General features: G+C 41.7%; 18 protein-coding genes and 1 pseudogene. 6 read left to right on the top strand and 13 right to left on the bottom strand.

Annotated elements, in window-relative coordinates:
* The first annotated feature begins 298 nt into the window (after positions 1-298).
* The gene (gene bchD, locus BMF77_RS18135; RefSeq protein WP_148764749.1) at positions 299-2,323 is read left to right on the top strand and encodes a magnesium chelatase ATPase subunit D; all 2,025 of its coding nucleotides are present in this window, start codon (positions 299-301) and stop codon (positions 2,321-2,323) included.
* A 225-nt stretch (positions 2,324-2,548) separates the two neighbouring features.
* Here the strand turns inward: bchD and BMF77_RS18130 are convergent, their stop codons facing one another.
* A complete protein-coding gene (locus BMF77_RS18130; protein WP_148764748.1) occupies positions 2,549-3,550 on the bottom strand; it encodes a transaldolase in 1,002 nt (333 codons plus the stop codon).
* An 11-nt stretch (positions 3,551-3,561) separates the two neighbouring features.
* Here BMF77_RS18130 and BMF77_RS18125 point away from each other — a divergent pair, with 11 nt between their 5' ends.
* Positions 3,562-3,762, top strand: a complete 201-nt coding sequence (locus BMF77_RS18125; protein ID WP_168204363.1) for a hypothetical protein — start codon at positions 3,562-3,564, stop codon at positions 3,760-3,762.
* Here the strand turns inward: BMF77_RS18125 and pyk are convergent.
* Positions 3,721-5,151: a pyruvate kinase gene (gene pyk, locus BMF77_RS18120; RefSeq protein WP_148764744.1), complete on the bottom strand. Its 1,431-nt coding sequence runs from the start codon at positions 5,149-5,151 to the stop codon at positions 3,721-3,723. The genes BMF77_RS18125 and pyk overlap by 42 nt on opposite strands.
* Positions 5,152-5,281: 130 nt before the next feature.
* Positions 5,282-6,307, bottom strand: coding sequence for a type I glyceraldehyde-3-phosphate dehydrogenase (gene gap / locus BMF77_RS18115; RefSeq protein ID WP_015080659.1), 1,026 nt, complete (start codon positions 6,305-6,307; stop codon positions 5,282-5,284).
* 210 nt (positions 6,308-6,517) lie between these two features.
* Here gap and BMF77_RS18110 point away from each other — a divergent pair.
* Positions 6,518-6,781: pseudogene (locus BMF77_RS18110) on the top strand (RNA-guided endonuclease InsQ/TnpB family protein); the annotation flags it as partial.
* Between the two features lie 120 nt (positions 6,782-6,901).
* Here BMF77_RS18110 and gmk read toward each other — a convergent pair.
* The 5 genes from gmk to hetZ form a co-directional block, all read right to left on the bottom strand.
* A complete protein-coding gene (gmk, locus tag BMF77_RS18105; protein WP_148764742.1) occupies positions 6,902-7,516 on the bottom strand; it encodes a guanylate kinase in 615 nt (204 codons plus the stop codon).
* A 263-nt stretch (positions 7,517-7,779) separates the two neighbouring features.
* A complete protein-coding gene (gene remA / locus BMF77_RS18100) occupies positions 7,780-8,046 on the bottom strand; it encodes an extracellular matrix/biofilm regulator RemA (protein WP_015080662.1) in 267 nt (88 codons plus the stop codon).
* Positions 8,047-8,485: 439 nt separating this feature from the next.
* Positions 8,486-10,822 carry a DUF3488 and DUF4129 domain-containing transglutaminase family protein gene (locus BMF77_RS18095; protein WP_246862952.1) on the bottom strand — a complete coding sequence of 779 codons (2,337 nt, stop codon included), beginning with the start codon at positions 10,820-10,822 and terminating at the stop codon, positions 8,486-8,488.
* Positions 10,823-11,083: 261 nt separating this feature from the next.
* On the bottom strand, positions 11,084-11,860 hold the full coding sequence (locus tag BMF77_RS18090) for a PatU (RefSeq protein ID WP_246862951.1): 777 nt from the start codon (positions 11,858-11,860) through the stop codon (positions 11,084-11,086).
* Positions 11,861-12,054: 194 nt separating this feature from the next.
* A complete protein-coding gene (hetZ, locus tag BMF77_RS18085; RefSeq protein ID WP_148764738.1) occupies positions 12,055-13,242 on the bottom strand; it encodes a heterocyst differentiation protein HetZ in 1,188 nt (395 codons plus the stop codon).
* 211 nt (positions 13,243-13,453) lie between these two features.
* Here hetZ and BMF77_RS18080 point away from each other — a divergent pair, with 211 nt between their 5' ends.
* On the top strand, positions 13,454-13,927 hold the full coding sequence (locus BMF77_RS18080; RefSeq protein WP_041458069.1) for a hypothetical protein: 474 nt from the start codon (positions 13,454-13,456) through the stop codon (positions 13,925-13,927).
* Positions 13,928-14,056: 129 nt separating this feature from the next.
* Here BMF77_RS18080 and sds read toward each other — a convergent pair whose 3' ends face one another.
* Positions 14,057-15,028, bottom strand: coding sequence for a solanesyl diphosphate synthase (sds, locus tag BMF77_RS18075; RefSeq protein WP_015080667.1), 972 nt, complete (start codon positions 15,026-15,028; stop codon positions 14,057-14,059).
* Between the two features lie 827 nt (positions 15,029-15,855).
* Here sds and BMF77_RS18070 point away from each other — a divergent pair.
* A complete protein-coding gene (locus BMF77_RS18070; protein WP_015080668.1) occupies positions 15,856-16,053 on the top strand; it encodes a hypothetical protein in 198 nt (65 codons plus the stop codon).
* A 44-nt stretch (positions 16,054-16,097) separates the two neighbouring features.
* On the opposite strand, the gene murI is transcribed toward BMF77_RS18070, so the two are convergent.
* A complete protein-coding gene (gene murI / locus BMF77_RS18065) occupies positions 16,098-16,952 on the bottom strand; it encodes a glutamate racemase (protein WP_148764736.1) in 855 nt (284 codons plus the stop codon).
* Between the two features lie 49 nt (positions 16,953-17,001).
* Here murI and BMF77_RS26850 point away from each other — a divergent pair, with 49 nt between their 5' ends.
* Positions 17,002-17,151, top strand: a complete 150-nt coding sequence (locus BMF77_RS26850) for a hypothetical protein (RefSeq protein ID WP_168204362.1) — start codon at positions 17,002-17,004, stop codon at positions 17,149-17,151.
* Here the strand turns inward: BMF77_RS26850 and BMF77_RS18060 are convergent.
* The 3 genes from BMF77_RS18060 to BMF77_RS18050 all read right to left on the bottom strand — a co-directional run bounded on the left by BMF77_RS18060 (position 17,117) and on the right by BMF77_RS18050 (position 22,918).
* A complete protein-coding gene (locus tag BMF77_RS18060; protein WP_148764734.1) occupies positions 17,117-18,985 on the bottom strand; it encodes an N-acetylmuramoyl-L-alanine amidase in 1,869 nt (622 codons plus the stop codon). The two genes, BMF77_RS26850 and BMF77_RS18060, sit on opposite strands and share 35 nt — an antisense overlap.
* 241 nt (positions 18,986-19,226) lie before the next feature.
* Positions 19,227-21,083 carry an N-acetylmuramoyl-L-alanine amidase gene (locus BMF77_RS18055; protein WP_148764732.1) on the bottom strand — a complete coding sequence of 619 codons (1,857 nt, stop codon included), beginning with the start codon at positions 21,081-21,083 and terminating at the stop codon, positions 19,227-19,229.
* Positions 21,084-21,505: 422 nt separating this feature from the next.
* Positions 21,506-22,918, bottom strand: a complete 1,413-nt coding sequence (locus BMF77_RS18050) for a cation:proton antiporter (protein WP_148764730.1) — start codon at positions 22,916-22,918, stop codon at positions 21,506-21,508.
* Positions 22,919-22,953: the final 35 nt, after the last annotated feature.

Below are 22,953 nucleotides of genomic sequence, written 5' to 3'. Positions count from 1 at the left end.
AAGCAGCCTATCAAAAAAGTTAAAAATTATCTCAAAAAGTCCCTAGGGCATAGGGCTTTAAAGCTCGGTTAATGTCTTCATAAAAGAGTCGCCGAGAAGCCCACACTCACCTGAAATGGAGTGTGTGGAGTATGTCACCTGAAATCATCAAGAGACAGGGGTTTTTCCTGGTTTAGATCCCCGACTTCTTTGAAAAGTCGGGGATCTGGTGATTTTCAATCGCCTGACGTTTTAAGAACATATTCTAAAATGTGCCAGGAATTGCTATGCTAAAACTATAATAACTATTAAGGAAAAAATGCCTGCGCCTACTCTTACCCCGACAATGACTGCTTTTCCCTTGGCTGCTGTAGTTGGTCAAGAAGCAATTAAGATAGCCTTGCTATTAATAGCAGTAGATCCCGCTTTGGGGGGTGTGGTAATTGCAGGTCGTCGCGGTACGGCTAAATCTGTGATGGCGCGGGCTATTCACGCTTTATTACCACCTATTGAAGTTGTCAAAGGTTCTGTTAGCAACTGTGACCCCAACCACCCCGAAGAATGGGATGATAAACTTTTAGCGGAACAAAGACAGGAGATAGAAACGGAAATTATCCCTGCACCTTTTTTGCAGATTCCCCTCGGTGTCACAGAAGACCGACTTTTAGGTTCTGTGGACGTGGAACAGTCGGTTAAACAAGGTGATACGATTTTTCAACCGGGATTACTCGCTACAGCCAATCGTGGTGTGCTGTATGTGGATGAAATCAATTTATTAGATGACCAAATTAGTAATCAACTTTTATCCGTATTATCGGACGGACGTAACCAAATTGAACGGGAAGGAATCAGTTTTCAACATCCTTGCAAAACTTTGTTTATTGCCACTTATAATCCAGAAGAAGGAGCGCTCAGAGAGCATTTACTTGATAGAATAGCGATCGCCCTATCAGCAGACGGAGTTCTAGGGATAGATCAAAGAGTACAGGCAGTTGAACAAGCGATCGCCTATTCCCAGTCTCCCACAGAATTTCTGCAACAATACAGCGAAGATATAGACTCACTCAAAACCCAAATCATCCTGGCACGGGAATGGTTAAAAGAAGTCACCATTACCCAAGAACAAATTACCTACCTCGTCAATGAAGCCATTCGCGGGGGTGTAGAAGGACATCGGGCAGAATTATTTGCAGTGCGCGTAGCCAAAGCCGCAGCAGCCTTAGAAGGACGCAGTACCGTCACCGCTGAAGATTTACGTCGCGCAGTGCAATTGGTGATAGTTCCCCGAACCACAATTATTCAAACTCCACCAGACGAACAGCAACCACCACCACCTCCCCCACCACCACAAGAAAATCAAGACGAGTCGGAATCAGAAGAAGAACAAGAGGAAGAACAGGAAGAAGAGAAAGAAGAAGACCAAGAACAGCAAGAACCCCCGGACATTCCCGAAGAATTTATCTTTGATCCAGAAGGGGTAATTCTCGACCCAGAAGTGCTTTATTTTACCCAAATGGCACAAAAGCAAGGTAAATCTGGAAGTCGCAGTATTATCTTCTCAGACGATAGGGGACGGTACATTAAGCCGATGATTCCCAAAGGTAAAGCTAGAAGAATAGCCGTAGATGCCACACTGCGAGCCGCAGCCCCATATCAAAAAGCACGCCGGGCAAGACAACCTGATAAAAAGGTAATTGTTGAGCAGGGAGATATCCGTTCTAAGCGGTTAGTGAGAAAAGCCGGTGCGTTAGTGGTGTTTGTTGTAGATGCTTCTGGTTCAATGGCTTTAAATCGGATGCAATCCGCTAAAGGTGCGGTGATGCAGCTTTTAACAGAAGCATATCAAAATCGTGATCAAGTATCTTTGATCCCCTTCCGAGGAGAACAAGCGGAAGTTTTATTACCTCCTACCCGTTCCATTGCTTTAGCTAAGAATAGGTTAGAAAGATTACCCTGCGGTGGTGGTTCACCTCTCGCACATGGTTTAACTCAAGCCGTGCGGGTGGGGATAAATGCCCAAATGGGTGGGGATATCGGGCAGGTTGTGATAGTGGCAATTACTGATGGACGTGGTAATATTCCTTTAGCTCGTTCTTTAGGTGAACCCATGGAACCAGGAGAAAAGCCGGATATCAAAGCCGAATTATTAGATATTGCTGGCAGAATTCGGGCTTCAGGGATGCAGTTGTTGGTAATTGATACGGAAAGTAAGTTTGTATCCACTGGCTTTGCGAAGGAATTATCAAAAACAGCCGGAGGTAAATATTATCACCTACCGAAAGCAACCGATAAAGCTATTGCAGCGATGACGAGAGGTGCTATAGCAGACATGAAATCAAATTAAGTTGACGGAAAATTAATTGTTCGTAGTTGTGCTTTTAGTAAAGATTGCATAACCACAAAATTATCAATTTAGGACTTATAGCAAAACACTAAAATAGTAAAAATAGCGGCTCAAAATATGAATTAGCTAATCCGAAAACAACCCGTAAAAAGTAGATAGAGCAGGTAATAGGTAATAGAGAATAGGCAAGGATTTTACCAATTACCTATTACCCATCACCAATTATTAAGCAGTTACCTTTTCACGTTCTAAACCAGCCAATCTTTCGGCCAATAGTTTTTCCAAAGAAATCAAAGCCTTGGTAAAACCATCAATACCTTCTGCAAGTTTATCAGAAGCCATGCGGTCAGCATTGTGCATTTGATCAAAAGTAGCTTTATCAACAGAGATTTTGGCAATTGATAACCCTGCTACCTTCGCAGGATCAAGTTTGCGGGGTAATTCTGTGACAGTATTTTGCAATTCTGTCAACAACCCTGGAGAAATAGTCAGCAAATCGCAACCAGCTAATTCAGTAATTTCGCCAATATTGCGGAAACTAGCGCCCATTACCTCGGTTTTATAACCAAACTTTTTATAGTAGTTATAAATGGTAGTTACAGACAATACACCTGGATCTTCCGCTGCGGGATAGCTATCCCGGCCAGTATCTTTCTTGTACCAGTCAAGAATCCGACCAACGAAAGGAGAAATTAAAGTGATACCAGCTTCCGCACAGGCGATCGCTTGGTGCAGACCAAATAGTAAAGTTAAGTTACAGTGAATACCTTCTTTTTCCAAAATTTCTCCAGCTTTGATACCTTGCCAAGTAGAAGCAATTTTAATCAAAACCCGCTCCTTGGAAACACCAGCAGCTTTATACTGAGCGATTAAATCCCGTGCTTTAGCTACGGTAGCATCTGTATCATAGGATAACCGAGCATCTACTTCTGTAGATACACGACCAGGGATAATTTGCAAAATTTTCAATCCAAAAGATACCGCCAAACGGTCAAAAGCTAGAGATACCACCTGTGCTTGACTAGCACCAGCGCCAGCATCTTTTTTAGCTTTCAGTAAAGTCTGATCAACAATATCCTGATATTCCGGCATTTGTGCCGCAGCAGTAATCAGTGAGGGATTGGTAGTAGCATCTTGAGGTTTAAACTGTTCAATTGATTGGATATCTCCGGTATCCGCTACCACAACGGTCACTGCCCGTAGTGCTTCCAGTAAGTTCTTAGGCATAACATACTCCAATGTCAGTGGTCAGTTGTCAGTTGTCAGTGGTCAGTTGTCAGTTGTCAGTGGTTGGTTGTCAGTGGTTAGTTGTCAGTGGTGATAGAAATTGTTACCAATCACCAATTACCAATTACCAATTACCAATTACCAATTACCAACTACCCATTTTAGATGCGTCATGCTGTAATTGGCTGTCCAATAGAATGCACTTTAATTAAACTTGTTGTTCCAGATTGACCAATTGGGACACCAGAGGTAATCACCACCTTGTCTCCTTCCTGAACTAAACCACTATTTACAACGGTGTCTACCACATTCACAAACATTTCTTCAGCATTGTGAACAGGTTGAATCAGTAGCGGTTCTACACCCCAAGATAAAGCTAATTGACGGTAGGCGGTACAATCGGAAGTAAGAGCGATAATTGGTGTGCTGGGACGATATTTAGAAACGAGTTTGGCTGTGCTTCCTGATGTAGTATTACAGAGAATCGCTTTTGCACCGGTTTCATAGGCAATGCGACACACCGATTGAGATACTGATTCTGTCACCGTCAAACTACCCGCTTTCGGACTCCAAGAATGTCTATTTCCCTCTTGAAGTACGGTTTCTGTTCTTAATGCAATATTGTGCATAGTTTGGACAGCAGCTATGGGATATTCACCCATTGCGGTTTCTCCAGATAACATTACCGCATCTGTGCCATCTAATATTGAGTTAGCCACGTCCGTAGCTTCAGCGCGAGTAGGGTCGGGCGCGCTAATCATGGACTCTAACATTTGAGTAGCTGTAATCACAGGTTTACCAGCTTGATTACAACGACGGGCAATGTCTTTTTGAATCAGGGGGACTTCATAAATCGGTACTTCCACCCCTAAATCCCCACGAGCAATCATAATACCGTCAGCGGCTGCAATGATAGCATCTAGCTGTTCCACAGCTTCTGCCCGTTCAATTTTGGCAATGAGACGAATTTTTGAGCCAGCGCCTTCAATCATCCGGCGTGCGGGTTCGAGGTCTTGGGGCGATCGCACAAAGGAAACCGCTACCCAGTCTACTCCTAATTGTATCCCAAAACGTAAATCCATTAAATCCTTTTCTGTAATTGAACTTACAGGTAAAGGAGTTGCAGGTAAATTTACACCTTTATGAGAAGAAATCAAACCACCAATATTCACATGAGCGCGAATTCTATCAGCGTCTCGACTGGTAACAGTTAATTTCACCCGCCCATCATTAATTAAAATCGTTTCCCCACATCGCATCATAGCAAAGAGAGTAGGTAGAGGTAAGGGTAACTCATCAATAGTTTCACCCTTCTCTTGTAAAACAAAAGTTACCTCAGTCCCAGCTTCTAACATCAGTCCTTCCGGTGGTAATTTTCCCAACCGAATTTTTGGACCACACAAATCCTGCATAATCGCAATTGGCTTATGTAAATCCTTGCTAATTTGCCGCAAATGATGAAAAACCTGAGCATGAGCCTCATAAGCGCCATGAGAAAAATTCAACCGCGCCATATTCATTCCTGCTCTTACCAAAGCTTCTAACTTCTCAGGTGAAGATGTAGCAGGTCCAATAGTACAAACAATTTTTGTGCGACGCATAAGTATGTAAGGAGTAACGTTAAGGTAGCACACTCCGTTAAGCCCTGGTTTGGTCATTGGTAATTGGTGATTGGTCATTGGGAAGAATGTTTTACCAATTACCAATTACCAATTACCAATTACCCATTACCTAAATCAATCCTTCTTTCTTGGCCATTGACAACATTAAATCAATGACGCGGTTGGAGTAACCCCATTCGTTGTCATACCAGGAGACAATTTTGAAGAAATTAGCATTGAGTTCAATTCCTGCACCCGCGTCGAAGATGCTGGAGTGGGAATCACCTTGAAAATCTGTAGATACTACTTCTTCATCTGTGTAACCTAATACACCTGACAAATTACCTTCCGCAGCTTTTTTCATCGCTGCACAGATTTCTTTGTAAGAAGTGGCTTTGGTGGTTTTGAAAGTTAAATCAACTACGGAGACATCAGGAGTGGGAACTCTCAAAGCCATTCCAGTTAATTTACCTTTCAATTCTGGTAATACCAAAGCCACCGCTTTAGCTGCCCCTGTAGCGGAGGGAATAATATTTTGACCCGCACCCCGTCCACCGCGCCAATCTTTACGACTGGGACCATCTACCGTGGGCTGAGTGGCTGTTGTGGCGTGAACTGTGGTCATTAACCCTTCGGCTAAACCGAAGTTATCATTAATGACTTTAGCAATAGGGGCTAAACAATTTGTAGTACAACTAGCATTAGAAACAATTAAGTCCTTGGCTGGGTCAAATAGGTGATGATTTACACCCATGACCATTGTTTTTACTTTCTCTGGTTCTTTTGTCGGTGCAGAAATCACAACCCGCTTTGCACCTGCTTTGAGGTGGTTTTCCGCCCCAGGGTAGTCCGTGAAGAGTCCTGTAGATTCGACAACATAATCTACACCCAATTTACCCCAAGGTAATTCGGCGGGATTTCGCATGGATACGCAGGGGATAAAATAACCGTCAATAACTATCCCGTCTTCTCTGGCTGCAACTTTGCTTTTCAATCTTCCGTGTGTAGAGTCGTACTTGAGAAGATAAGCCAGGTTATCGGGGGGAACTAAATCATTAATTCCTACAAATTCAATATTGGGATTAGTAAGACCAGCACGTAACACAAGTCTACCAATTCGACCGAATCCATTAATACCAATTTTCAACTTCGTCAAAATTAAACCTCCTGTGTTGGGAATTTCAGCAAAGGTTAACTGGCCCGGTTAATTCTAGTCTGACTTAGCTGATTCTTACAGTCACAAAAGGCATAAAGTTAATTTAACTGGCATATTTTAAGGTTTAGCTTTCCCGACAGAAGCCCCACGCTCACTATACCGGAGCGTGGGATGAATACAATACGCGCGAGTGAGGAATTGCCGCCCCTAAGTTTTTACGATGCCGGTTGGGGACAATTTATAACGATTCTTTCAAACAAAGCCGAGAATGCTGGTTTGAAAGTAATCGCTGTAAATCCAAACGGGACAAGCCAAGAATGCTCTAGTTGTGGTCACAAAGTTAAAAAGCCGCTATCCCAAAGAACGCACAATTGCCCTAACTGTAAGGTCAGTTTGTGCCGGGATTTGAATGCTTCAATTAATATCAAGAACCGTGGGACATACGGTCTTAAAGCTCAGTCAATGTCTTCATAGAAGAGTCGCGCTCGTTGCCCACACTCACCTGTATCCCTTACGGGACCGCAAGGCATAAGGGAGTGTGTGGAGTATGTCACCTATTGTTCATTGATTACTTGCATTAAAATCTTCGTGTCTTCATAGAGGAGACTCTGAACCAAAAATAGCTATCTCTATTTCCTTTAAAGCTTGCTCAAAATCATCATTGATAATTTTTATATCAAATTCGTTAGCAGCGGCAATCTCCTCTTCAGCACGTTGCAAACGACGAGAAATAGCCTCTTCTGAATCTTGTCCCCGTCCACGAATGCGGTTTTCTAGTTCTGCAAATGAAGGTGGCAAAATAAAAATACTCAGGGCGCTAGGGAATGTATGACGGATTTGTCTTGCTCCTGCTAGTTCAATTTCTAGCAACACCAACTTACCCAACTGAATATAGTTCAAAACAGCTTCACGGGGCGTACCATAACAGTTACCAGCAAATTCTGCCCATTCTAAAAATTCGCCTTGAGTAACTAACTGTTCAAACTGACTCCGACTAATAAAGTTATAGTTTTTACCATTGATTTCTCCCGGACGAGGTGAACGAGTCGTTGCAGATACTGAATAATGCAATTCTGGATAACGCCGGAGAATTTCATTCATTAACGTACCTTTGCCGACTCCACTCGGACCGGTTAAAACAATTAGTTTGCCCAGAGGCGGACATTCTTTCGTATTTGCACCATTATGGGTAGGTAAAACTTGCATTATCCGTGAAAAAAGTGAATTAATAAATACAAATGATTCCTTAGTCTTGTTTTAGCGACTAAAATAACTAATACTATTTTGAATTTAGGATTTGAGATGGTTAAATACCTACGGTATCAGCCTCTGCGGCAGTATTTCTTATCCTCACTCTTCAAAATAGCATCAAGACTAAAGAATTTGTAGCACTGGTGACAGAAAACCAGTCTAATTCACATAGTACAGCCGATATGGTACAAATAGAGTTGGGTTGATAATTATGCCAATGATTAATTATCTACAACATGATGATCACGAGAAATCACAAACCGATTGGCTACGGTTTCTGGTTGAATCGCAGAGAGAATAACATGACTAGAATCAGTAATAATCACTGCCCTAGTCCGTCGTCCATAGGTAGCATCAACCAGTTGACCTCTATCCCTAGCATCGGTGATAATGCGTTTAATGGGAGCAGATTCTGGACTAACGATGGCAACGACTCTGTTGGCAGAGACGATATTACCAAACCCGATATTGATTAATTGAATTTCCATAAAAAAAATTTCAGCTAAACGAGAAATGAAAAGCTTGTAGCAAACTTATTTCCATGTTATCGCTAAAGAATGGGAGTTACAACGATTTAACCCCCGTTAATCTGAGTTTTTTCATAACTTATGCTTTTTTTAGCTGTGTTATCGGCCAAATCTCCTAAAAATACCCCCTATGATATATGCAAGATTATATCCATCTAAGCTAGTAAATGTTTCTTGTGAATTGAAAATAATATAGGCAAGATGAGCTTTTTCAAGCTGGAAATGGGCATTTATCCAGCAGATTTCGCTCTAATGAGGTACAAACTTGAATTATGAAACTCTTGTAGTGCGGGCATACTATGGCTAACGCCACGCTGCGCTATCGACAAGCTCAGTACAAGTCTTGCCCGCTACATAAGTACCTCATAACACCGGAAAGTGCTGTAAATGCCCCGAATGATCAAGAAACGCGATTTTTATCAACTTTCTTCAATGCTTGCCATCTTTGTTGTAACTGCTGCCAGTTGGGAGTATGTCCACCATAACGCCAACTCACATAAGCATGACAGATTTCATCTATCACCTCCGCTATTTCTGGAGAATGGTGTTGGTATGAAAACTGGGCATATTCTAGAGGTGTTTGACTGGGATGCTTACCTAAACCCTTGTTAGCAGTCCATTGCAGCATTTGCTGGTAAAGTCTTTCCATTGGCGGTAATTTCTTTAACCACCGGATATTTAGCCACTTACGCCATTGTCCCCAACCCAGCCAACCTAAAAAGGCTGCGATTGTCCCCACAATTAAACCAGTTAATACCCCCAACCAACCTTTAGTAAATAAAGCCAAAAACCAAGCTATTCCTGGGAATAACCAGCTAAATATCGTCCCAAATACAGTATTTAAAATAGCTGTAATTGGTGAAGGTAGCCAACCAGCCACCCAATTCCAAAATTGCCGCAGCACACTAAAAGTCTGATCTTCTTCTATCGAAGGGGGAATTAAAGGATGTCCAGGAATTGGATCAAAGGTAAACCAGCCATACTTAGGAAAATAAACTTCCGTCATGGCATAGGCATCAGTATTGCGGACAACATACATTCCTGTAAACGGATTAAACTCTCCTGGGGCAAATCCCGCCACTAGCCGTGATGGAATACCTACAGAACGCAGCATCACCGTTAATACAGTGGAAAAATGGTCGGGATAACCACCTTTATTTTTGAATAAAAAGGTTTCTACCAAGTCATCCTTTTCATCCAAATAAGGCAAATCTAAAGGATTTGTCGGTAGGGTGTAATTTTGTTTAACATACTGGGCTAAGTAAAGAGCTTTTTCATAAGCTGAATCTAGGCTTTTCGTCCCTGGAGAACGGGAAACCCTTTGTTGATCATAACTAGCCAGTATTTCTTCAGTTCGTTTGCGGACTTTATCGGCAATTTTTGGCGGGATTTGCAGGTAATAGTTTTTAATATTGGCTGGATATTTAGTTGATGCTTTACCTAATAAAGAGCGATCGCGGTAAGGAACATCTGAAACTACGGTATATGTTAGCCCTTCTGATAACTGTACTGGCGCACGTAAACCATCTTCTTGATCAACCGCTATCATTGGTGTGGGAAAGTACAAAGCTTTGGGATAGGACATTGCCGGAACCAGATTAGGCAACTCTGTCACCAAATTATAGGTTTGCACTACCTCTTTGGTGAGAGTAGCCAAGGGTGGAAAATCAATAGAAATGCGGGAAGTCCAGGATGATTGTCTGAGGGTAGTAACTTGATCATTCCGGGAAATTTTCCAACCCTTACCCGTATAATTGTCAAAGGCCAGGACGCGCCAAAAACCTGCTGCTTGCGATCGCACACGCATCACCACCTTGGGTTTCATTTCCCCCCGCAGGTTTTGGTTAATCTCGCTATTGAAACCGTAATAAAAATTACTGTTTATTTTTCCTGGTTCACCAGCTTTTCCTGAGCCACTACCACTATAATTGCCATTACCTTGACCATTACCCTTGCCTTCACGGACATAACCGGGGTTAATAATACTCCGCCCCGTAAAATTTTCGGGAATTTTCAGGGGCGCACTCACAGGAAAAGACTGAATCTGATAACCAGGAACTCTGGGTAAAATTGCAAAAATCCCCAGTCCTAAAGCCACAATCAACAAAAAATTTACAATTAGAAATTTAAAATTGAAACTAGAATTATTCTTTTTGGCAGATTTTTCCGAAGTAGATTGCTTGAACCCTAGACGAGAACGGTAATCAAGCACTAAAGTGGGGAGAGATATTCCTAAAAATAATAGTAACACAGGTGCAAACGTCATAGTTTGGCTCAACGTCGCCGCCACACCCACCAATATCAACCCAATCACAATCGAATAGCCCAAATCTTTGCGTCGGGGCGTATCAAAACTATGTAATACCTGCAATTGAATCAATAACTCCGCCAAACTTAGCCGAGTATCATTCCAATTACCAATAAACCGCCCAAAAAAAGCCCCCAAAGCCAATAACATTCCTATCGCAATACAGAACTGCACAGGAATATTAGAACTACGGCGACGGTAGTAACTCCACCCCGTTCCTACCATAGTTAATGGTACTGTCCACAGACTAAATTGAGTTTCACCAGCAATATCCGTGGCCACAATCCCCAAAATTACCAAAGCCATCACCAGCACTCGTAAAGGAATTGAATCTTCCACTTCCCTTGTTGGAGATTTTCCTCTAGTTTGTTGCCACTGATTACCTACCGGTAAACGCCAAAACCGATTCATCCTGGATAAATTAAACATTTTCAAACAACCAAAGCTATGATGTAGACGCTGCGGACACAATGCTAGGTATGAAAACTATTATCTTGTCTTCACCCCCTTATCCTAGCCCTATACTCCCTAAGAGTACAAGTATCCTGCTCATAGCTAGGGTTCTAGATACACCGTTAATTAATATTGTTGATTCCCAAGAGAATTAAGTTTTAAAGCCAGAAAATTAATCAAGATTATTATACATCAGTTGCCATTGCTCCCATCTAATTCCTAGATATGGCATTTGCCTTAGATTTTCACCTGAATAGCCAACAATAAAGGCTGTTGATCCAATTCGGGAAACTCCACTGCCAAAGTATAAGTTGGCTGATTTCTATCAATTTGTAACTCTATCATCGGTATTTCTGAAGTCTCAGATTTCACAAATTCTTGAGTAGGATTACCCTGGAGTTGTAAAATCCCCAGTGTAGGTAATTCACCCTGAACCGTCAACTTCGTAAATTTACCTAAATTCCGTAATTCTACTCGAATACTCAAAGTCCCCACCGTAGTGAGCCATTGTCTTTCTAGCAGTGGCTGATTAAATGAAATCGGCAAAGTTAGATTTTCTAACAGTTGCTTGGCTGCCATTAACGACAATGCCATTTGTTGACGTGGTAATAAATCAAAATAATCGCTCTCAACATCAGCCGTAGCTGTCAAAGTATCAGCAGAACGATAAGAACTTCTCAACACTAACCCAGCCAAATCATTGATGACTTGAGTATCGGTGGGAAACATACTTTCTACCACCTGAACTAATTTAGCTCCCAGAGGTAGGGAAGATGTCAATAAAACCTGACATTTGGCCAACAATTGCCAAAAAACTTTTTCGGGCAAAGGAATCGGTAAATTTAACTTAGATTGGTGGACCCTCCACCCCCAAACAGGAACTAATCCCAAAGATTGTTCTTCTACACAGTCAGGATACTCCACTGATTGTGTTTCCCAGGGGAACAACGGCGGATTTTTTTCTATTTGGTCTTGTAAACGACGCTTAAGAATAGCTTGAAAACGTTCTTGCACAGTAGGAATTTCTCCCAATTGAAAGGTTTGGGGCTTTTCTTGTCAATCTGAGTTCACCAATAATTTGGCTACCATCTGGAAATGAATGTCTGCCCCGTCAATTTCCTCACATTATAACAAGCTATACAAGTAGGTGCTGAATCTGTAATTTTTCAATACCCAAGCAAGTTGATGATTTTGTGAAGATTCACAAGTCACCATTCATGGGTAGATGCACTAGATCCGGACACTAAGGAATTCCGAATTTCCCAAGCCTGTTCCAAAATCTTAAACCAACGTTTCTGTAATTGTGCCATTGACAAGCCTACAGTCTTAGATATTTCCTCATCAGGTTTTCCTTCTTGCTTCAAATCTAAGATGGACCTTTCTTTATTATCTAACTGGGCTGTATAAGTTTCCCATTGAATTGGAGTTAAACCCAAATTAGTTGGTAAAGAAACTTCTAACCACTCATGTACCAATTCCCAGCGATGTAAAAGAGCAAACCGAATTAAATGATATTTAAACCGTTGCTGTAAGTAATCACGCTGCCGAGATGTTAAACCTAAAATTGACTCAATTTCTGGTGCTGATAAATCCTGAAGACGAAGAGCAAAGTAATCAGCACAGTCGGATTGTTCTTTTTCTGCTAAATAGTCTATTAATTCAGTAATCACAACCGAGCGCAGGGTATCTTCTTCTGGTTCGGGCTGCATTGCCATAGCCGAGCGCAATTGGTGGATAGCTGGCTCTTCCCAAGAACCGTCAGACTCACCACCCCCACCAGATGATGCCTGTTCTATATCTACACTTGTTTCTAAAGGCTGCTGTTTAGAAAAAGTTTGCGCTCGCAGAATAATTAACTGTTGCTGCCTACCGGGGAGGGGAATCCGCCGTTTACCATATCGTTCGGTAAATGCCATGTATTCTCCCAATTCCAAGAGAGTATGGGGACGATAGGTAAGACCTAATTGGTTCTCCCTTCTAAAAGCATTTAAAGCCTCCAGATAAAAACTCTGGAGAAAATCTTCAATAATCGTCAACCGCCCTTGATAGCTTAATTGCTTGTGAGGGGGATTAATATAACGGTAAACAATGGCACTCAATGTGCTATGTAATTCTACCCTACCACGACTTGAACCTAACTGATAGTATCGGATACACTGTTGTAACCGATGTTTAGCTAGGCTCATGGCTGAACTTTCTACAGATCCGGAAGTTTGAATGCGTTTACTTTCATTACAAATCCGCAAAACTTCGTTAGTAATTCTCACAGATACATCGTGACAATTTTGCTCCGAAGCCTTAGTTGACTGTTGAAGTTCCTTAAATAGGAATTGAAAGATGACCTCCACGCTGATAGAAATTTTCCCCTGATTAGTTGCGATTGCTGTTGAATTCATAGTCCCAGTTCTCAAAAAGACCCTAACATACTTTGGACACGACTTGTCAGACCTTAGATAATAGCTGCATGGTTTTTGTGTACAAGTCAAACGCAAACCAATCTACAGTGAGGATATGTGGCGTAAGAAGATTGAACTTGTGAACCCCCATTTTGTGGGATATTTTGCGCTCATGTTTTAGCCATTATCCAAAAGTCATTTACAACTCATGATGGATTTAGAAGCACAAATTCAATTGCTGATAGACAATGCACCCCAGGATGGCGTGACACCACAGATTATGGTATCAATCGCTCCTGTATTAATCGCTATTGCCCAAAAGTTAAACCACTACCAATACTTTATTCTCCAAAATTCTGAGCAGGATTGGGTTTTAACTACATTGAGCAATCGCGCAAATCCAGGAATAGAAAAGCAAGTTATTTACGCTTTCCCTACCATACAAGATGTTTCCCTAATCTCAGATGATGGGCGTGACCCTCACTTGCTGCCAACCCTCATGGATGTTACTCAAATTTTATTCCAATTGGTAGCCCTGAAACCAGTACACAGCATAGTTTTTATCGAAACACCAGGAAATATAACAAATACTGTAGAAGTGCGGCGTTCTCAACTAGAAAGGCTGATTCAGCAACGATTACAGGAATTTAAAGGCAAAAAAATAATTCCTCCCAATATTGCATAACTAGGAGTCAGGAGTCAGGAGTCAGGAGTCAGGAGGAAGAATTAGAAGGAGGAAGAATCCATAACTAAATTTGGGATTTTGGATATTAAATCTCCTCAATCCCAAACCTTAAATCGCCCTAAATTTTGCTTAGTAGAGACGACTTAGGACATAGTCGGTCAAATTCATCAGGGCTTCGCGGGATGCTGATGGTTCTAAAATACCAATATGCTCGGTGGCTAATTTGCCATGGTGAGCAGCTAACTCTCTAGCTCGCTGGATACCTCGACTATCATGAATTAGTGCCAATGCCTTTTCTAAATCCCCTTCTTGGGCAAACTCTCGGTTAATCAAGGCTGCCAAGTCAGGTTTTTCTTCCAAGGCAAATAAAGCTGGTGCTGTCAGGTTGCCACTTTTGAGGTCAGAACCCGCTGGTTTACCCAGGGTGTCTGTGGAACTGGTGAAATCAAGAATATCATCTACTATTTGGAAGGAAAGACCTAAATGGCGACCGTAACTGTACAAGTGTTCGGCAGTTTCTAGGGATGTTTCACTAATTAAGCCAGCGGCTTTAGAACTGTTGGCAATTAATGAGGCTGTTTTGTAATAACTCTTTTGCAGGTAGGTTTCTGTAGAAAGATCAGCATCAAAACGATTTAACCCTTGTTGGATTTCTCCAGCGGCTAAATCCATAATTACTTCCGAAAGCAGTTTAACAACATCCAAATTATTGAGATTTGCTAAATACCAAGAGGATTGAGCAAAGAGGAAATCCCCGGCCAGTACAGCAATGCGATTACCAAACAAACTATGTACTGTCGGTACACCACGGCGGACATCTGACTCATCTACTACATCATCATGGACTAAGCTGGCTGTGTGGATCATTTCTGTAATTTCTGCCAGTCGTCGGTGACGCGGTGTAATATCTTCTTGTAGCATGGTTGCCCGCGATATCAGCAGCACTATCGCAGGTCTGATTCGCTTACCCCCAGCACCGAATAAGTGTTCGGCTGCGGCATAGAGAATGGGGTGGCGATTTCCAACTAGCTGTTTAAGGTTATCTGCTAGTATTTGCAGGTCTGCTTCCACAGGGGTAAACAGGGAGGTGGCTGGGGTCATGGATAGGCGGACTCTGGCTTAGGTTACGAAAGTTTACATATTCTTTAATTTTAAGATAACCCAGTGTCAGCGCAAAGTTTTCCTCTGGGAATCTGATTTTTAATATCTATTAAGTTATTCGGAGCTTGAATTAAAAATATGTTATCATAAATGCTCTTTTAATGTCGCTTCATTTCTTGTCACCCCAATTCTGCGTAGTTATCAAAGGTAGAATGTTAATAAAATAACGCGCATTACCAACAACCGCAAATTCGCTGTCAGCAACGAAAATTTTTTAAATTTAGTGAAAAAATTAGCTTCAAATTCAGGCTGGCTGTGTTAGGCTAATACCTAGAGATATTAAATTTTTCAGCTTATTCACTTCCTAAGTAAAACCATCATTGGGTGATTTTACGCATTAGTGTTGTGGGTCTAAAATAACTCGTCGCCAAAGAAAAAATGGGAATAATTCCTAGATTCTCGGCGATAATCATGCTTTTTGAGTTGAATTATGCTTTTCCAGTTATGGAAGTAACTCAACGTATTCAGCGCACGTTGGGTATTGGCGTATATCTATTTAAATGGGCGTGAAGTCAATAACACAGGCTAGGTAGACTGCTGATGAGCGCAGTTAAGTTTTGCTGTTTAGCAATTTTACTGCTGTCGGATGTATGGCCTGGGAAAGTTGATATTAAAGAAAATAAATTAATGGACCAGAGAAAATGTATTTTCTACTGGAAAGTTTAGTATAGCTAACTACAGTTATCAAGGGTGTGCTTGGATTAACTAAAGTTTCGCTAGTTTTGTGTGCAATTTTACCTTCCTTAGTAATTAAAGATGGGGGAACAATGATTTACGGAAATATGCCCATGATGATATTTATTTTAGCTGCTGGATACTTATTTAGTGTGTATTTATTATTAGCATTAGCCAAGCGAACGGGCAAAAAAGGTCTTTCTCAAAGCGATTCTGATGCTGTCCAAGATAAGTACAAGCAGCAAAGAGGATTAACGACAAATGTGACTGAAGCTATGAATAGTCACTGAGAGGGGAGAGGGGAGAGGGAGAAATTTTCTTCTTTCTCCCCTTATTATACGACAGCATCAGCAAAACAGACTTGTTCTACCATTGGGGTATAGCCTAACCACTGCCAAGCAGACTGGGTAAATTGCTGAGGACAACCGCTGACAGCGAAGCGGGTGGGCATTGGTGGATGAATATTCTTAATTCCTAGTATATCTAATTCTTGAGAGCAAGCAGCTACTACATGAACTGCTGGATCAATTAGTTTGACTTGGGTAGGGAGGAGCGATCGCAAAACTGGTGACAAATGGGGATAATGGGTACAACCATAAACTAAAGTATCTATTTCCTGCTTCAGCAAAGGTTCTAGATAAGTTTTGGCGATTTCAGTAGTATAAGGATCATGAATGCGATTTTGTTCAATTAGTGGCACAAATTCGGGACAACTGACCTGCCAAACTTGGACATGGGGTTGAATTTCTAAAATAGCCTGACGGTAGGCATTGCTTTGAGCCGTAGCTGGAGTAGCAATGACACCAATGCGCTGTCCTTGTTGGACTGCTGCCTTTGCCCCTGGTAGAATCACTCCTAAAATGGGGAAATTAAATTCTTGACGGACTATATCTAATGCCAGAGCCGAACTGGTGTTACAAGCCATAATTGCCATTTTCACCCGTTGCTCCTGCATCCAATGGAGGATTTCTCGGACAAATTGCAGAATTTCTGGTTGGGAACGAATACCATAGGGAAGGCGGGCTGTGTCCCCCACATAAATAATTGATTCGTTGGGGAGTTGTTGATAAATTTGTCGCAGTACGGTTAACCCACCGATACCACTGTCAAATACCCCAATCGGAGCGCGTTGAGGTTCTTGAGGGGAGAAAGTATCAAAATGACTATCAAAAATAGAAGATGAATACACAGCAAGTATTAATTTGGATTGTGGTTAGTGGTCAGTAGGGGCGAAGCATTTGGAAGATAAATTATCGGTCATGGCCAAAAATAGTTCTCCAAATGCTTCGCCCGTACAGTGGTCAGTGGTAAAGAAAAAACAACGAACAACTGACAACGAACAACAGACGATCATTATCTTTGTTTTAAATAATTCAGAATACCACTAGCTATGCCCTCAGCCATACGACTTTGGTACTCTGGTGATCCTAAACGGGGATTATCTTCTCGACCGGTCATATAACCTGTTTCTACTAAAATAGCAGGCATAGTATTTTTTCTCAGCACATAAAATCTGGCTTTCCGAGTGCCTCGATTATTCAGGGTACTAATATTTTGGAGAATAGTTTGCCGAACAGTTTCTGCTAAAGCATAACCACTGTCGTAATAATAGACTTCTAAACCATTAACATCAGACCGATTATCCACGGAATTGGCGTGAATGCTGACAAATAAAGTAGCATTAACCCGCTTGGCTATATCCACTCGTCCTTGCAGTTCCACAAAAAAGTCAGCATCTCGCGTGAGGACAACTTGGATACCGTTTTGTTCTAAAATTCTCGCCAGTTTTGTACTAATAGGTAGAACGACATCCTTTTCTAGCAACCCACCCAGTCCAGGAGCGCCAGAATCTTTACCGCCATGTCCAGGATCAATAACTACTAAAACTTTGCCATTAGGAACTGGTAGACGGGGCTGGGGTCTTGTTTGCGGTGGGTCTGTGCTAAAACTTGGAGGATCTAGTCGTGGGATAGAAGGGATAGGTGGTGTAATTAAAGGGCGTTGAGAGCGGAGGTTAGTTTGTAATTGTAGTGCTAATAATTGAGATGGGACTTGATTAAGTACCCCAAAGCTAACACCAGATGCAGGTTGAACAAGAACAACTACAGTATTGTCAGATTGGGGTTGGAGACGGACTTTCAGAATAGGGCTATTACTACTAAAAACCGGACCTTTGACCTGATTAGCTAACTTAGCATTGGGAATGGTGATGCGAAATAGACCGGAACTTCTATCCCAACCAGTGGTAGCAGATATGGCTTGATCTGCCCGAATTAGTAATTGTGTGCCATTACCACCGATTTCTACAGATTGAATAATTGTGGGGGAGTCACTCAGTGATGGTGCGGAGGATTGGTTATTATCAGGTAATTTGGCCAAACGATCTGGGATGACGACAAAACCGCTGTTACCACTAAGTAGGGCTTGCCAATTGCGACTATTGCTATCTAACTGCAAGGTCATGCGAACAGTAGATGGATTACTGGATGATTGGCTAAATTGGATACGACGGACTCCATAGCGATTAATCACTAGATCCCGTTGTCCCATATTTTGTGATAAGGCTGCGCCAATGATATCAATATTAACAGAGCGATTGTCTTGACTGCGATTAACTTGCAGTTGAGGATTTCCACCACTGGTACTAATAAAAAACCCATCCCCTGTAACTCGGAATTGATCAATTTGCACTACCCCTGGGGGGATTTCTCGATTAGATGGGGTAATCCGATTTGCTGTAACTACGTTGTAAATACTTCTGGGGTCTAGTGTTGGTTCAGATGATTGATCTGATGTTGGGGGTAGTGATGGTTCTCCAGTTTGCCCAGAAGCAACTTCTGGCTGTGGTAATTCTACTATCCAGCGTTTGCCATTGGTGGGAATAAATTTGACTTGCTTGGGGTTAAAGGTGTAACCAGGGGCTAGTTCGATAACTAAGCGTGTTGTCTGGTCATCAAATTGACCGATACGAATAGTGCGAATTTTGCCACCAATCTGTTGGGTTACGGACGGACGACCAAGTTCGGTTCCTGGTAAGTCAATTACCAAACGGGTGGGGTTAAAAATAAGTTGGGCTTGGGGTTGGACAGCGCTAGATGTGTTAATTTCTAAGTGATTTTGATTGGTATCAAACCGCCAAGATTCTAATTTCGCGGCAAAAGCGGGCGAAGATAGCATGAAGACCGTTCCAAAAGTGCTAGGTATTAACCAATGTAGTTTCACAATCCTTTCTCCTGATTCCTGTTGATGGGATTTGTCAATATCTCGACTTATGGGCTAATCTTCAGACCATCACCGCTGCCAATTTAACTTTGTGCAAGTAAAAGATTTTGGTGTTGGTAGTAAGACACGGCTAATGGCGTAGAATTGTAGCATATAATCGGGTTACTGTTGCCATTTAGTCAGCAAATTTATTTTTCTAGGGTTGGTGATGAATCAGATGACAGGTGATAAAAGTTACTTTTCATCTGGATTTTAAATACTGAAGTATGCCTTGGGCGATCGCATCGGCCATTTGATTTTGATAAGCTGAAGTTCTCAGTTTGGCAGCATCGTCTCTACCGGTCAAGAAACCGGTTTCTACCAAAATTGAGGGCATAGAAGTTTTGCGAAGCACATAAAATCTAGCTTTCCGCACGTTTCTGTCTCTGACATTGAGACTTTGCAGAATTTTACTATGGACAATCTGAGCTAGTCTTAAACCACTATCATAATGATAAGTCTCTAAACCACTCACTTCTGGACGATTTGCACCTGCTGAATTAGCGTGGATACTGACAAATACATCAGCATTAGCCCGTTCTGCCATAGTCACCCGTCCCGGTAAAGTCACAAAGTAGTCAGAGTCTCTGGTCATAATTACTTGGATACCATTTCGTTCTAAAATTTCGGCAATCCTTTTCCCAATTGGTAAAATAACATCCTTTTCCAGCACTCCACCGATACCAATTGCCCCTGAGTCTTTACCACCATGTCCGGGGTCAATTATCACTACTATTTTGCCTTTACGAAGGGAGCGCCTTGGGGTAATTTGTGGTTGTCTGGGTTTAAGGTCAGGTAGTTGTTGTTTGGGTGGTAATAGGGGAGGTAAATTCATGGGTGGTCTAATCTGACGATATTGTTGCAGTTTTAGAGCCAGAAATTTGTCTCCTGCTTGATTGAGTACACCTAGTGTAACACCTGATGCAGGTTGAATCAAGATAACTACAGTATTTGGCGGTTGCGGTTGCAGACGAAGTTTGATAATAGGACTATTAGCATTAAAAGTGGGGCCTTTGACTTCATTGGCTAATTTAGCATTAGGAATGGTGATCCGGAACAAACCAGAACTTTTATCCCAACCTGTAGTAGCGGATATAACTTGGTCGGCTTTAATTAATAATTGTGTGCCATTGTCCGCAAGTTCTATAGATTCAATTGTCGCAATTGAGTCGTTATTGTTTCTGGTGGGGGGAAAATTATCAGTTTCAGGGGCATTAACCATTCCCCTGGTGGGAAGGATGATTAAACCGCTGCTACTAGCGGTTACTCGCCAATCAGGGCTATTTGTGGCGATTTTTAAGGTCATGCGGACAGATGTTGGGGTTGTTTGCAATTGAGTCAATCCAATGCTGTCCACACCGTGTTTATTAACGGCTAAATTTCCTTGTGTTAAATTTGCTGATAAAGTTGCATCAAGAATGTCAATAAATACCGTAGTTTGATCTCGACTTCTGATGATTCTAGTTTGAGGATTACCGCCATTTGTCCGCATAAAAAACCCATCACCAGTAATTTGGAAACTCTCAATTTGAGTTGTTCCCCTCCTGCTGTTAGCAGTTTTAGCAATGGGTGAAAATTCAGGTTTTGCCTGGGAATCTATGCCGACTAAATTGTAATTATTATTATTATTATTGTTAGTGTTATTATTGGTGGCAGATGAGTTGGAATCAGATTCTAATTTTGGTAGTTGTACTGTCCAGCGATTAGCACTTTTACCCACAAATTTCACTTGTTTTGGATCTAGGGTATAACCAGGACTTAATTCTAAAACTATCCTGGTTGTTTGTTCATCAAATTGACCAATGCGAATTTCCCGAATTCCTCCACCTATTTGTTGAGTTAACTGGGAACGTCCGAATTTCACACCCGGTAAATCAATTACTAACCGAGTGGGGGTAAAAACTAATTGTGCTTCTGGTTTTACAGCACTATTTGTATTAATTTCTAAGAGATTTTGATTTCGATCAAATCGCCAAGATTCCAATTTTGCGGCTAAAGTCGGCGACGATAGCATGAGTACAGTACCAAAGGTAGCAGGTAGTAACCATTGTAGTTTCACGGCTTTTTCTCCTTAGCTAAATTAAATAATTAATAATGATATGAACACATACAAAAAACACCCACCACTGTCAATTACTGACATAGATTGGCGGGTTATCCTCCATAATTACTAAAAACATCTTTAAGCTGTAAAAACTGTCCTGAAAAAAAATAGAAATACAAAACATTATCAAGGCTACTAAAATGGGGGGAAAGGAAAGTTTTATAGAACCAAAAGAAAACCAAAAAGTAAATTTAATTAAAGGTAGAAATAATAACCATGTTTAAAATTAGAGGGTTTCCAGATTACAGGAGACGGAGATTGGATGAGAGAAGTTTCTTCCAACCTCCTGATATAGTAAATGTAAAAACTACAACAGAGAAAATTTCCAACTATCTTCTGTGATATCTACAGCAGAATTTGAGGTGAAATTCAAATTACTAATCATCTTTTGTGGTGATGAGAGATTGTGGTGTTTCTACTGCTAATGTTTTGCCAGAGTTGCTATCTAAATTTGCTGAGGTGTTTGATTCTGGAAATACAAATCTCAACAGGGGAGGAGCGATGAATGTGGTAATAATAACCATCATAATAATTGCTGCTCCTAATGGTTTTGAGAGGACACCACTAGCTGCACCGACACCAGCAAATACTAAGCCAACTTCACCCCTGGGAATCATCCCCACACCAATGGCCAAGCGGTTAATGCCGGGTTGACCAAATACTGTTAAGCCTGTCACTACTTTACCAATGATGGCGACTGTGATCAGGAAAGTTGCCATGATTAAGGCTTCCTGATTGGTAGGAATGGCTGGGTTTAAGACTCCCAAATCGGTTTTTGCCCCGACTGTGACGAAGAAAACTGGAACTAGCATATCAGCAATGGGGATAACTTGCTTTTGGAGTTCTTTGCGTTTGTCGGTTTCTTCGAGAACTAACCCGGCGGCAAAAGCCCCAAGAATGGCTTCTAAATGGATGACTGAGGCGAGGTAAGCCATGATTATGGCAAAAATGAAGGCAGGGATGACTAATTCACCTCTGGTTTTGAGTTGATCTGCGATCGCTACAAATGATTTATTAAAGACATTACCAAAAACTATCGCCCCAATGAGAAAAGCACTGGCACTAATAATCAGATAAATGACGTTACCCACATCAACTACACCATCTTTGGCTAAACTGGCAACTACCGCGAGAACGATAATTCCCAAAACATCATCAATAACGGCTGCACCGAGAATAATTTGCCCTTCTTTAGAATTCAAGCGTCCTAATTCGGAAAGCACTTTGGAGGTAATTCCAATACTGGTTGCAGTCAAAGCTGCACCGGCGAAAATTGCGGGAATAGCACTAATCCCAAATATGGTCATTAATCCCACTGTACCTGCTGCAAAGGGGACTACTACCCCTGCTGTAGCCACTACGAAGGCTTGAACACCAACGGCCATGAGGTCTTTGAGGTTGGATTCTAAGCCAATTTCAAACAGGAGGATAATTACACCCAATTCTGATAAAACTGAAACCACCTCAGACTGCGCTGCAAATACCTGTGGTGTGGCTTCTGGGGTTAATCCAGCGGTGAGTTGCAAGAAGGTCATGATTAAGGAATTAGAAGCGTCTGTACCACCTTCTGGGAAGACTAACAAATGGAGTACGGAAACACCGATAATTACACCACCGAGAAGTTCACCTAAAACTGCTGGTAAGCCGATTTTGTTACATAATTCTCCACCAACTTTGCTGGCAAAGTAAATTACGACTAAGCTTAAGAGGACAGCGGCTAATACCATGGAACTGTCTGCGGTGGCTGTGGCTGTGGCCAATAAGGGAATGGTTGCACTGATAAGCTGCATTGGTTATCTGAATAACAATTTCTTTATTTTTACTC

Source organism: Dolichospermum sp. UHCC 0315A, from assembly GCF_008121535.1.
GTDB lineage: Bacteria > Cyanobacteriota > Cyanobacteriia > Cyanobacteriales > Nostocaceae > Dolichospermum > Dolichospermum lemmermannii.
This window is presented reverse-complemented; position numbering and strand designations above follow the sequence as displayed.